The 10540-nt window shown below is 48.9% G+C and carries 14 protein-coding genes; all 14 read left to right on the top strand.

What is annotated here, in order from left to right:
- The coding region (locus ABYP73_RS07330; protein ID WP_372973879.1) for an uL15 family ribosomal protein at positions 1 to 287 on the top strand (287 nt) is incomplete at its 5' end.
- Positions 288 to 300: 13 nt separating this feature from the next.
- Positions 301 to 1641 carry a preprotein translocase subunit SecY gene (gene secY, locus ABYP73_RS07325; RefSeq protein ID WP_372973878.1) on the top strand — a complete coding sequence of 447 codons (1341 nt, stop codon included), beginning with the start codon at positions 301 to 303 and terminating at the stop codon, positions 1639 to 1641.
- A gap of 3 nt (positions 1642 to 1644) precedes the next feature.
- Positions 1645 to 1860, top strand: coding sequence for a translation initiation factor IF-1 (gene infA, locus ABYP73_RS07320; protein ID WP_013305172.1), 216 nt, complete (start codon positions 1645 to 1647; stop codon positions 1858 to 1860).
- A 12-nt stretch (positions 1861 to 1872) separates the two neighbouring features.
- The gene (ykgO, locus tag ABYP73_RS07315; protein ID WP_010519235.1) at positions 1873 to 1989 is read left to right on the top strand and encodes a type B 50S ribosomal protein L36; all 117 of its coding nucleotides are present in this window, start codon (positions 1873 to 1875) and stop codon (positions 1987 to 1989) included.
- A 2-nt stretch (positions 1990 to 1991) separates the two neighbouring features.
- Positions 1992 to 2366, top strand: coding sequence for a 30S ribosomal protein S13 (rpsM, locus tag ABYP73_RS07310; RefSeq protein WP_372944757.1), 375 nt, complete (start codon positions 1992 to 1994; stop codon positions 2364 to 2366).
- A gap of 12 nt (positions 2367 to 2378) precedes the next feature.
- Positions 2379 to 2783 carry a 30S ribosomal protein S11 gene (gene rpsK, locus ABYP73_RS07305; protein WP_372944746.1) on the top strand — a complete coding sequence of 135 codons (405 nt, stop codon included), beginning with the start codon at positions 2379 to 2381 and terminating at the stop codon, positions 2781 to 2783.
- 94 nt (positions 2784 to 2877) lie between these two features.
- Positions 2878 to 3483 (top strand): 30S ribosomal protein S4, encoded by a 606-nt coding sequence (gene rpsD / locus ABYP73_RS07300; RefSeq protein ID WP_372944747.1) that lies wholly within the window; start codon positions 2878 to 2880, stop codon positions 3481 to 3483.
- A 15-nt stretch (positions 3484 to 3498) separates the two neighbouring features.
- Positions 3499 to 4491, top strand: coding sequence for a DNA-directed RNA polymerase subunit alpha (locus ABYP73_RS07295; protein WP_163692712.1), 993 nt, complete (start codon positions 3499 to 3501; stop codon positions 4489 to 4491).
- Between the two features lie 59 nt (positions 4492 to 4550).
- A complete protein-coding gene (gene rplQ, locus ABYP73_RS07290) occupies positions 4551 to 5189 on the top strand; it encodes a 50S ribosomal protein L17 (RefSeq protein WP_372944748.1) in 639 nt (212 codons plus the stop codon).
- A gap of 92 nt (positions 5190 to 5281) precedes the next feature.
- Positions 5282 to 6409, top strand: a complete 1128-nt coding sequence (carA, locus tag ABYP73_RS07285; protein WP_372944749.1) for a glutamine-hydrolyzing carbamoyl-phosphate synthase small subunit — start codon at positions 5282 to 5284, stop codon at positions 6407 to 6409.
- A gap of 101 nt (positions 6410 to 6510) precedes the next feature.
- Entirely contained in the window at positions 6511 to 7803 is a 1293-nt protein-coding gene (gene eno / locus ABYP73_RS07280) for a phosphopyruvate hydratase (protein WP_372944750.1), read from the top strand.
- 219 nt (positions 7804 to 8022) lie between these two features.
- Entirely contained in the window at positions 8023 to 9306 is a 1284-nt protein-coding gene (locus tag ABYP73_RS07275) for a citrate synthase (protein WP_372944751.1), read from the top strand.
- Positions 9307 to 9317: 11 nt separating this feature from the next.
- The gene (locus tag ABYP73_RS07270; protein ID WP_372944752.1) at positions 9318 to 10232 is read left to right on the top strand and encodes a dimethylarginine dimethylaminohydrolase family protein; all 915 of its coding nucleotides are present in this window, start codon (positions 9318 to 9320) and stop codon (positions 10230 to 10232) included.
- Between the two features lie 87 nt (positions 10233 to 10319).
- A partial coding sequence (locus tag ABYP73_RS07265; RefSeq protein WP_372973877.1) for an arginine deiminase-related protein occupies positions 10320 to 10540 on the top strand: 221 nt, incomplete at its 3' end.

The following is a 10540-nucleotide window of genomic DNA, read 5'->3' as shown; positions in this document are numbered from 1 at the left end:
TGCCCCTTCAAAGACGCGTGCCCAAATTCGGGTTCAACAATATCAACCGCGTTTCTTACAGGGGGATCAACCTCAGTTCACTTCAGGAACTCGTCGATAACGGGGCGGTTAAGAAAACCGTGACCCTCGAGGACCTGATCGAGAACGGACTGGCCGGAAAGAATGACCTGGTCAAGATCCTGGGTGGAGGTGAACTGAAGGCAGGCCTTAAGGTCACAGTCCACAAATTCACCGGAAGCGCCAAAAAAGCGATAGAAGCTGCCGGAGGCGAAGCAATAACGTTATAAGAGAACGGGCCCTATGAAGAATTTTTTTGAGATCATATCAAATATCTGGAAGATAGAAGAGCTGAGGAAAAGAGTCCTGATGACCCTCGGCCTTTTGCTTGTCTACCGTTTCGGTGCTCAGGTGGTACTTCCCGGTATTGATACCTCACAACTTGCGGCCTTGTCCTCAAATACTGAACAGGGGATCCTGGGTATTCTGAATGCCTTCACAGGAGGTGCATTTGCGAATGCCTCTGTATTTGCCCTGGGGATCATGCCTTACATCTCTGCATCCATTGTGGTACAGCTTATGGGGATAGCCGTACCCTACCTTCAGAAACTCGACAAGGAAGGGGAAAGCGGCCGTAAGACCAAGAATCAGATCACGCGTTGGCTTACCATCGGGATCTGTATCGTTCAGGCACCAGCATACCTGTACAGTCTCGGAGCCCTTGGCGTTCCGGACAGTGCCTTCTTGCTGGGGAAAGGGCTGAACTTTATCATTCCTTCTGTGATCATCCTGGTTACGGGATGTGTCTTTGCCATGTGGCTGGGTGAGAAGATCACCGATAAAGGAATCGGAAACGGTATCTCCCTCCTGATTATGATCGGGATCATCGCCACCATGCCCCAGGCCTTTGTGCAGGAAGCTGTGACAAGGCTCGACGGCAATGGAGGACCCATGCTGATCCTGGTCGAAGTAATCCTCTGGTTTGTCGTGATCCTGGCCTGTGTATTGCTGGTCATGGCCACGCGTAAGATCCCTGTGCAATACGCCAGAAGATCAGCTTCTGGAGGTTATGAAAAGAATATTATGGGCAGCAGGCAGTACATTCCACTGAAACTGAACGCTTCAGGGGTGATGCCGATCATTTTCGCCCAGGCGATCATGTTTGCCCCGGGATTGCTCGGGCGTACCTTTAACGATACGGCCGTCGGGCAGTGGATGGAAGTACAGTTCCAGGATATCTTCGGACTGGCCTACAACATCCTCTTTGCCTTGCTGATTATCATTTTTACCTATTTCTATACGGCTATCACGGTTCCGACCAACAAGATGGCTGATGACCTGAAACGAAGCGGCGGTTTTATCCCCGGAATCAGACCAGGTAAGGAAACAGGTAGTTTTCTGGATAAGATCATGTCGCTGATCACCCTGCCAGGGTCGATCTTCCTGGCCATCATTGCGGTTTTGCCCGCCATCGTGGTGAAACTGATCGATATCCAGTCGGGTTGGGCACTCTTTTACGGAGGTACCTCCCTGTTGATCATGGTGGGTGTGGCCATCGATACAGTACAGCAGGTGAATGCATACCTGTTGAACCGTCATTACGACGGACTCATGAAAACCGGAAAGAACAGAAAAGTAGCATAGGTTATGGCCAAACAAGCAGCAATAGAGCAGGACGGAAGTATCATAGAAGCATTGTCTAACGCCATGTTCCGGGTAGAACTGGAAAACGGGCACGTGGTAACTGCTCATATCTCGGGGAAAATGCGCATGCATTATATCAAGCTTTTGCCCGGGGACAAGGTCAAACTGGAAATGAGTCCATATGACCTTACCAAGGCTAGAATTACATATAGATATTAAGAAACTCGAGACATGAAAGTAAGAGCATCGATAAAGAAAAGAAGTGCCGACTGCAAGATTGTTCGCAGAAAAGGCAGGTTGTACGTAATCAATAAGAAGAATCCCAGATTCAAACAAAGACAAGGGTAATTATGGCAAGAATTGCAGGGGTAGATATCCCAAAACAAAAAAGAGGTGTAATAGCCCTCACCTACATCTTCGGAGTTGGTAAGAGCAGGGCTCAGGAGATCCTTGACAAGGCTGAGGTAAATGCCGATACCAAGGTGTCTGACTGGAATGACGACGAGATCGGTAGGATCCGGGAAGCGGTTTCTTCTTACAAGATCGAAGGGGAGTTGCGTTCAGAGAACCAGCTCAACATCAAAAGGCTCATGGATATTGGTTGTTACCGCGGGATCCGTCACAGATCCGGACTCCCATTGCGCGGCCAGAGGACCAAGAACAATTCCAGGACCCGTAAAGGAAAAAGAAAAACTGTGGCTAACAAGAAGAAAGCTACTAAGTAATACTGCATTAACATGGCAAAGACAGGTACAAAGACAGCTGCAAAATCGACCAAGAAGCGCAAGGTTATCGTTGAATCGACCGGTGAGGCTCATATCACTGCTTCCTTCAACAATATCATTATTTCCCTGACCAATAAGAAGGGAGATGTGATCTCCTGGGCTTCGGCTGGAAAAATGGGATTCAGGGGCTCCAAGAAGAACACTCCTTACGCGGCTCAGATTGCAGCCGAAGAATGTGCAAAAACAGCTCATGAGGCAGGCCTCAGGAAGGTAAAGGTGTACGTGAAAGGACCGGGTAACGGAAGGGAATCCGCTATTCGCTCCCTGCACAATTCCGGGATTGAGGTTACCGAGATCATCGATGTGACCCCAATGCCTCACAACGGTTGCAGGCCTCCTAAAAGAAGAAGAGTTTAATCATTATTTCCTAATTATATTTCTCACAAAAGTGTAGTTACGATTATCGAAGGATAAGCCTTAATTCATAATCACACTTTTAATTTCAAAGAAGATGGCAAGATACACAGGACCAAAATCAAAGATCGCCCGTAAATTCGGTGAAGCGATCTTCGGCGATGACAAATCGTTCGAAAAAAAGAATTATCCACCAGGACAGCACGGGAACAACAGGCGCCGAGGTAAAAAATCGGAATACGCTATCCAGTTGATGGAAAAGCAAAAGGCCAAATACACCTACGGGATCCTGGAACGCCAGTTCCGCAACCTGTTCGCAAGGGCGAACCGAAGCAAGGGTGTTACCGGTGAGGTGCTCCTGCAATTGTGCGAAGCCCGCCTGGACAATGTAGTCTACAGGATGGGGATCGCCCCTTCGAGAAGAGGTGCGAGACAACTGGTCTCCCACAGGCATATCACCGTAAACGGAGATGTCGTTAACATTCCTTCATACTCCCTGAACCCTGGGGATGTCGTAGGAGTAAGGGAAAAATCCAAATCCCTTCAAACCATAGAGGATTCCCTGTCTGCCAACAGCAGTGTTTACGAGTGGATCACATGGAACTCAGAGAAGAAGGAAGGAACCTTTGTTTCAGTTCCCGAGAGGATTCAGATCCCGGAGAACATCAAAGAACAATTAATCGTTGAGTTATACTCTAAATAAACCACATACCTGACTATGGCATTATTTAATTTTCAGAAACCCGATAAAGTTATAATGATCGATTCCTCAGATTTCGAAGGGAAGTTCGAATTCCGCCCTTTGGAACCTGGTTATGGATTGACTGTCGGGAACGCACTCAGAAGAGTATTGCTTTCCTCTTTGGAAGGATTCGCCATTACATCGGTGAGGATAGACAAGGTCGAACACGAATTTTCCGTGATCGAAGGGGTGGTGGAAGATGTTACCGAGATCATCCTCAACTTAAAGCAGGTCCGGTTCAAGAGGCAGATTGACGATGTGAACGAAGAGACCGTTTCAGTTTCTGTCAGCGGTAAAGATCAACTAACTGCCGGGGACTTCCAGAAATTTATTTCCGGTTTCCAGGTATTGAACCCTGAGCTGGTGATCTGCAATATGGATCCCAAGGTGAGTATCAACATGGAGTTGATCATCGAAAAGGGAAGGGGTTATGTTCCCGCTGAAGAGAACAAGAAGTCCAATGCCCCCATCGGCAGCATTGCGGTTGATTCTATTTTCACCCCGGTGAAAAACGTAAAATACAGCATCGAGAATTTCAGGGTTGAACAGAAGACCGATTATGAGAAACTGGTCTTTGAGATCGTTACTGATGGATCTATCCACCCAAAGGAAGCCCTCACAGAGGCAGCCAAGGTGCTGATCCACCACTTTATGCTGTTCTCAGACGAGCGTATCACCCTGGAGGCTGATGAGATTGCCCAGACTGAGACGTACGATGAGGAATCCCTGCATATGAGGCAATTGCTCAAGACCAAACTGGTAGACATGGATCTGTCAGTAAGGGCACTGAACTGTCTGAAAGCTGCAGAGGTAGATACCCTGGGTGACCTGGTATCCTTCAACAAGAACGATCTGATGAAGTTCAGGAATTTCGGTAAAAAATCCCTGACTGAGCTGGAAGAACTCGTAATCAACAAAGGTCTCAACTTCGGTATGGACCTTTCAAAATACAAATTAGATAAAGATTAAATTTCGCCTATGACCCCGGATGTAAAAATACGGGTCAGAAGGTAATATAGCACGAAACCATGAGACACGGTAAGAAAGTCAATCACTTGAGCAGGAAGACAGCCCACAGGTCGGCTATGCTGGCTAACATGGCCTGTTCCCTGATCGAGCACAAAAGGATAAACACCACGGTAGCCAAAGCCAAGGCCCTGAAACAGTTCATAGAGCCACTGATCACCAAGTCGAAGGCTGAGAACAACCAGTCACTGGAGAAAGGTACGCACAACAGGCGTGTCGTATTCAAGAACCTCCGCGACAAATACGCGGTATCCGAACTGTTCAGTACAGTGGCGGAAAAGGTGGGAGACCGCCCGGGAGGTTATACCCGAATCATCAAACTGGGTAACCGTCTGGGTGACAACGCCGATATGGCTATGATCGAACTTGTCGACTTCAACGAGGTCTACAACGCAGGCAAAGCCAAGAAGAAGAAATCTACCCGTAGGAGCAGGGGATCTAAAAAGTCCCAACCTGCCGCTGAGGTGACTGAGACAGCCCAGGATGCGGAAGTGGTTGAAGCAAATGCTCCTGAAGCCAAAAAGGAAGAGAAAGCCGAGCCTAAGGCTGAAGCTAAAACTGAGAAGCCAAAGGCGGAAGCTTCTGAAAAGGCAGAGAAAAAAGATGCGGATGAAACTAAATCAGATGACTCCAAAGCATAAGATGTTTACAACGTCTGGAAAATTGAAAAGGATAGGCCTAAAAGCCTGTCCTTTTTTTCTTTTTATTTGTGAAACTTAAAAAAAACAGTTCAATGAAGTATCAATCCAAGAAGAAGGCACTGATCTTACTTGCCGATGGCACCATATTCTACGGAAAATCCGTGGGAAATACCGAAGGAACGGCTTTTGGAGAGGTTTGTTTTAACACGGGGATGACAGGGTACCAGGAGATCTTTACGGATCCGTCCTATTTCGGGCAATTGATGGTCATGACCAACGCCCATATCGGGAACTACGGGGCCAATGCTGATGAGGTGGAATCCGATTCTGTGAAGATAGCCGGTCTTATCTGTAAAAATTTCAGCTATGAATACTCCCGCCCCGATGCGGACGGCAGCCTGCTTGATTTCCTCAGGGATAACAACCTCCTGGCAATTTCGGATGTGGATACACGTGCCCTGGTAAGCTATATCCGGGACCACGGGGCCATGAATGCCGTGATCTCCACCCGTGTAGATGAGATTGATGCACTGAAGGAAGAACTCAAAAAGGTTCCCAGCATGGAAGGCCTGGAACTCTCCTCCAAGGTCTCGACCAAAGAGCCGTATTACTACGGGGATGAAAATGCGACCTTCAGGATCGCTGCTCTGGATATAGGAATCAAGAAGAACATCCTGAGAAACCTCGCAGCCCGGGATGCCTACATCAAGGTCTTTCCGTACGACACCCCCTTCTCTGAGCTGGAAGCTTGGAATCCACACGGATACTTCATTTCAAACGGGCCTGGAGACCCTGAGCCCCTGAAGGGCGTGATTGAGACCGCCAAACAGATCATAGCTCAGGACAAACCTCTTTTCGGGATCTGCCTGGGGCATCAGATCATAGCGCTGGCCAACGGTGTGTCTACCTATAAGATGTTCAATGGTCACAGGGGTATCAACCACCCGGTGATCAACCTCAAGACGGGGAAGGGTGAGATCACCTCACAAAACCACGGTTTTGCGATCAACAGGGAAGAGACCGAAGCCAATCCCGAATTGGAGATCACCCATGTGCATCTCAATGACAACACCGTTGCCGGGATACGGATGAAGAACAAGAACGTATTCTCAGTGCAGTACCATCCCGAAGCCAGTCCGGGGCCACATGATGCCACGTATCTGTTCGACCAGTTTTTTGAGCTGATCAGGGCGCAGGCGGATATCAATGTGTCTGTCTGAGGTGGGAATTCCGGAGGGGATTGTTCAGGGAAACCCCGACATTTCCAGAGTCCTTTTGTATCTTTAGCGCTTTATAAATCAACCAGAAAAATTACAATATTATGAGTATAATCCTCGATGTACACGCCCGTCAGATATTTGATTCCAGGGGCAATCCAACAGTAGAAGTAGATGTCATCACCCAGAATGGGGTCATGGGGAGGGCAGCGGTCCCTTCAGGTGCCTCTACGGGAGAACACGAAGCTGTGGAACTGAGAGACGGAGGAAAGTCCTACATGGGAAAAGGAGTCATGAAGGCCGTAGAGAACGTGAACAACGTGATCGCCGAAAAGATAAGGGGAATGATGGTATTTGATCAGAACCTCATTGACAAGACCATGATAGAATTAGACGGCACCCCCAACAAGTCCAAGCTGGGGGCCAATGCCATCCTGGGCGTTTCTCTCGCAGTGGCCAAGGCGGCGGCAGATGAAATGGGGATTTCCCTCTACCGTTACGTGGGAGGTGTAAGCGCGAATACCTTGCCGGTTCCCATGATGAATATCATCAATGGAGGGTCGCATTCAGACGCTCCTATCGCCTTCCAGGAATTTATGGTGATGCCGGTGAAGGCGAAGAGTTTTTCACACGCCATACAGATGGGAACGGAGATATTTCACCACCTTAAAAAAGTACTTCACGATCGCGGACTCAGTACTGCGGTAGGGGATGAGGGCGGATTCGCCCCCACCCTTAAAGGTACCGAGGATGCACTCGATACCATCGGCATGGCCGTAAAGAACGCAGGCTACAGCTTCGGGGATGAGGTCATGGTCGCCCTGGATTGCGCTTCAGCTGAATTCTATGTGAACGGGAAGTACGATTACACGAAATTTGAAGGGGACAAGGGGGCCGTGCGCACCTCTGAGGAGCAGGCAAAATACCTGGCATCCCTCTGCGAGAAATATCCCATCATCTCCATAGAGGACGGAATGGATGAAAACGACTGGAAAGGCTGGAAGATCCTTTCCGATCTGATCGGAGACAAGGTACAGCTGGTGGGAGACGACCTGTTCGTGACCAACGTGACCCGCTTGTCCAGGGGTATCGCTGAAGGGATAGCCAATTCCATCCTGATCAAGGTCAACCAGATCGGGACCCTTACCGAGACCATCGCGGCCGTGAATATGGCCAAGAATGCCGGGTATACCAGTGTGATGTCTCACAGGTCAGGGGAAACGGAAGACAATACCATTGCCGATCTTGCCGTGGCCTTGAACACCGGGCAGATCAAAACGGGTTCCGCTTCCAGGTCGGACCGTATGGCCAAGTACAACCAGTTACTCAGGATAGAGGAAGAACTCGGGGAAGTTGCCTATTACCCGGGTCAGCATGCGTTCAAAGTAGGACAATGATATTATTGTGTCATCCAAAAAAGCCCTTCGAAAACCCGAGGGGCTTTTTTATGTTCCTGAAAACCGTGAAGTGGAGCTCGTGATCTTTTGACCTGTAAACGGGATCAGGAGTGATAAAATTCCCTTAAATCTCGGTAGAATGCCCCTCTCAATCATTGTTAAGAAGTCCCCTTTTTCCTATCTTTATCACCCTGTCTAAACATTACCAAAATCATCTCCATGAAAGATAAAGCAACACTAGAATACCAAGGGAAAAAATTCGAATTCCCCGTGGTGGAAGGTACCGAGAAAGAACTGGCTATTGACATTAAAAAACTGAGGTCGACCACGGGTATGATCACCCTGGACCCCGGCTATAAGAACACCGGTTCCTGCGAAAGTGCTATCACTTATCTGGACGGAGAAAAGGGCATACTGAGATACAGGGGGTACAACATAGAGGAATTGGCAGAGAAGGCCGATTTTCTGGAAGTGGCCTATCTGTTGATCTTCGGTGAATTGCCGAACAAGGAACAACTACACAAATTCCACGAAGACATCAAACACGAATCCCACGTGGATGAAGAGATGAAGAAGATCCTGGATGCCTTCCCGAAGTCGGCCCATCCGATGGGAGTTTTATCCTCCCTGACCAGTGCGCTGATCGCATTCAACCCTTCTTCGGTCAACATTACCTCTGAAAGGGATATGTACCACGCCATCATACGCATTATGGCGAAGTTCCCCGTTCTGGTTGCCTGGACGATGCGGAAACAAAAAGGCCTGCCATTGGACTACGGGGATGATTCCCTGGGCTATGTGGAGAACCTCCACAAAATGATGTTCAAAAGGCCTAACAAAGAATACATAAAAAACAAGATCGTCATCGATGCCCTGGACCAATTGCTGATCCTCCACGCCGATCACGAACAGAACTGCTCTACATCTACCGTGAGGATTACGGGTTCTTCCCACGCCGGTCTCTTTGTCTCCCTCTCTGCGGGAATTTCGGCCTTATGGGGCCCGCTTCACGGAGGTGCCAACCAGGCGGTTCTGGAAATGCTTGAAGCGATCGCAGCAGATGGGGGCGATACCCAAAAATACATGAACAAGGCCAAGGATAAAGACGATCCTTTCAGGCTTATGGGCTTTGGTCACAGAGTGTATAAGAACTTTGACCCAAGGGCAAAGATCATCAAAAAGGCAGCGGATGAGGTGCTGGGCGACCTCGGTATTGAAGACCCCATTCTCTCCATTGCCAAAGGACTTGAAAAAGTGGCTCTTGAAGATCCGTATTTTGTAGAACGCAAGTTATATCCCAATGTCGACTTCTATTCAGGGATCATCTACCGGGCCCTCGGGATCCCCACAGAGATGTTTACCGTTATGTTCGCTATGGGAAGACTGCCCGGCTGGATCGCCCAATGGCGTGAAATGCGTTTGAGGGGCGAACCCATAGGAAGGCCCAGACAGGTCTACATAGGAGAGAATCAGCGATCTTTTGTACCCCTGAACAAGCGCTAGAATACCCCTGCATGTTACGACTCAATGTACGTGATGAAACCTCACCCTTAAAGGCTGTGGTTTTGGGCAGGGCTGAAAGTTCCGGCCCTGTTCCCAAGGCAGAGGATGCCTATGATCCCAAATCCCTGGAACACATCCTGGCGGGGACCTACCCCAGGGAAGAAGACATGATCAGGGAGATGGATGCTTTTGACGCGGTCCTAAAGAAACACGGGGTCAGGGTCATCAGGCCCGAGGTTCTAAAGGATTGCAATCAGATCTTTTCACGGGATATCGCATTTGTCATTGAAGATAAGCTCATCAAGGCCAATATCCTGCCTGAGAGGGAAAAGGAATTCGAGGCGATCCTACATGTCCTGGACGTGATCGATCCCGAGAAAATTCTCGTTCCTCCTCCTGCAGTGCACGTAGAAGGAGGGGATGTGATGCCCTGGAAGGAGTATATCTTTGTAGGGACATACCGCGGAGATGACTACGCCAGCTATATAACGGCCAGGACCAACGCGGCTGCGGTCGCCTACCTGCAGGAACAGTTTCCGCACAAGGTGGTCAAGTCCTTCGATCTGAGAAAATCCAACACCGATCCAAGACAGAATGCGCTCCATCTGGACTGCTGCTTCCAGCCCATCGGCAAAGACAAGGCCATCCTCCATAAAAACGGCTTTTTGGTGGAAGAGGAGTACCGGTGGCTGTTGAATTATTTCGGTCCGGAAAACGTCTTTGAGATCAGCAGTGAGGAAATGTATCAGATGTTCAGCAATGTGTTTTCGATCTCTCCTGAGGTGATCGTATCCGAGCGCTCCTTTACCCGACTCAACACCTGGTTGCGCGAAAAGGGATTTACCGTAGAGGAGGTTCCCTATGCGGAAATTGGCAAGCAGGAAGGGCTGCTGAGGTGCAGTACCCTGCCTTTGGTCAGGGAATAGGTCGGTGTAGGAGTATCAAATTTCTTATCACATTCCCAAAATTATAATCGTCTAAAGGATTAACTTTGACCTGTAATAAGTTGCCTTATGCAGATCACCAATACCATCCTCATGGTCAGGCCCGTGCGCTTCCGGATGAACGAGGAAACCGCAGTGAATAATTATTTCCAGGAGGATCTGGACATCAAGAACCAGACGATCAACCTCAGGGCGCAAAAGGAGTTCGATGATTTTGTGGCCGTTTTAAGGTCGCACGGGGTGGAAGTGATTGTGGTGGATGATATTTATGAAAGGGACACCCCGGATTC

It is taken from the genome of Muriicola sp. (genome assembly GCF_041567615.1).
In the GTDB taxonomy this organism is placed as follows: Bacteria; Bacteroidota; Bacteroidia; order Flavobacteriales; family Flavobacteriaceae; genus Muriicola.
Note: the sequence above shows the minus strand (reverse complement) of the source record. Positions and strands in the feature narration are given on the sequence as shown.

Bases quoted from the DNA above. Each gene is read 5' to 3' on its own strand.
- rpsM (WP_372944757.1), top strand. From the start codon at position 1,992: ATGGCAAGAATTGCAGGGGTAGATATCCCAAAACAAAAAAGAGGTGTA.
- infA (WP_013305172.1), top strand. From the start codon at position 1,645: ATGGCCAAACAAGCAGCAATAGAGCAGGACGGAAGTATCATAGAAGCA.
- rpsK (WP_372944746.1), top strand. From the start codon at position 2,379: ATGGCAAAGACAGGTACAAAGACAGCTGCAAAATCGACCAAGAAGCGC.
- carA (WP_372944749.1), top strand. From the start codon at position 5,282: ATGAAGTATCAATCCAAGAAGAAGGCACTGATCTTACTTGCCGATGGC.
- ykgO (WP_010519235.1), top strand. From the start codon at position 1,873: ATGAAAGTAAGAGCATCGATAAAGAAAAGAAGTGCCGACTGCAAGATT.
- ABYP73_RS07295 (WP_163692712.1), top strand. From the start codon at position 3,499: ATGGCATTATTTAATTTTCAGAAACCCGATAAAGTTATAATGATCGAT.
- ABYP73_RS07275 (WP_372944751.1), top strand. From the start codon at position 8,023: ATGAAAGATAAAGCAACACTAGAATACCAAGGGAAAAAATTCGAATTC.
- ABYP73_RS07270 (WP_372944752.1), top strand. From the start codon at position 9,318: ATGTTACGACTCAATGTACGTGATGAAACCTCACCCTTAAAGGCTGTG.
- eno (WP_372944750.1), top strand. From the start codon at position 6,511: ATGAGTATAATCCTCGATGTACACGCCCGTCAGATATTTGATTCCAGG.
- rpsD (WP_372944747.1), top strand. From the start codon at position 2,878: ATGGCAAGATACACAGGACCAAAATCAAAGATCGCCCGTAAATTCGGT.
- secY (WP_372973878.1), top strand. From the start codon at position 301: ATGAAGAATTTTTTTGAGATCATATCAAATATCTGGAAGATAGAAGAG.
- rplQ (WP_372944748.1), top strand. From the start codon at position 4,551: ATGAGACACGGTAAGAAAGTCAATCACTTGAGCAGGAAGACAGCCCAC.